The organism is Mesorhizobium sp. M7A.F.Ca.CA.002.04.1.1, from assembly GCF_004022805.1.
In the GTDB taxonomy this organism is placed as follows: domain Bacteria; phylum Pseudomonadota; class Alphaproteobacteria; order Rhizobiales; family Rhizobiaceae; genus Mesorhizobium; species Mesorhizobium ciceri.
In genome coordinates this window covers 1-1069 of record NZ_RZPL01001123.1, presented here as the reverse complement: position 1 = coordinate 1069, position 1069 = coordinate 1, and the positions used below count along the sequence as shown (strand labels likewise).

Annotated in this window: 1 protein-coding gene; it reads left to right on the top strand. The window is 65.1% G+C overall.

From position 1 onward, the window contains the following. Window positions 1–1069 (top strand): outer membrane beta-barrel protein (locus ENZ75_RS32675; RefSeq protein WP_164888215.1); only part of this gene is annotated, 1069 nt, incomplete at both ends.

Below are 1069 nucleotides of genomic sequence, written 5' to 3'. Positions count from 1 at the left end.
CGGCCGACACCTCCGACATCACCGCTTCCACGACCGCCTCCACGCCGGACGCCACCGATGCCGCAGAGACCGATGCGGACACGGCCAACCGCCGCGCACTCACCATCGACAGCGCCGACAGGCAGAAGCTCGACCCAGGAGCGGAGCGTACGGACGCCATCGAAGGCCAGAAGAAGAAGCTGGAGGATGATCCGTTTGCCGCCACCGGCGTCAAATGGGGCTCCTTCGTCATCCGGCCGACGATCGAACAGGGCCTGACCGCCACCTCGAACGGCGATTCGAGCAGTGCAGGCAAGTCGGCGCTGCTGTCCGAGACGGCGCTGCGCTTTTCCGCCGCCTCCGACTGGCGCGAGAACTCCGCTACGATCGACGGCTATGGCCTTTTTCGCGAGACCGTCTCGGGTTACCCGGTTCACGACGAGCAAGGCCGCATCGAAGGCCAGCTCAATGTCGACCTCGACAATGGTTTGCGCGCCATCGCCAAGCTCGGCTACGAGGCCGTGCCGGAATCGGCATCATCGCCGGACGCCATTGCCGGCGTCAGCAAGCAGCCGCTGCGGCAGACCATCGATGGCAGCCTGGCCGTCGAAAAGCATCTCGGCAAGATGCAGTACACCTTGACCGGCGCGGTCTCGCACGACTTCTACGGCGACGCCAAGCTATCGGACGGCACCTCGCTGTCGCAGAAGGATCAGGACTCGACGCTCTACACGGCGACGTTGCGCACCGGCTACGAGATCTCCCCTGCCCTGACCCCCTTCACCGAAATCGAGGTCGGCCGCCGGACCTATGATCAACGCATCGACAATGAAGGCTTCGAGCGCTCGTCGACGCGACTCGGCGCCCGCGCCGGCCTTGCACTCGACATGGGTGAGAAGCTGTCGGGCGAATTCTCGGCCGGCTGGCTCAGGGAAGCGATCGACGACAAAAACCTCGATGCGATCTCGGGTGCCACCGTCAACGCCGACCTCAAATGGTCACCCGAGCGCGGCACCATAATCGGCCTGACCGGGCGGACCACCGTCGAGCCCACGACCACATCGGGCGAGAGCGGCGACATCCTCTATTC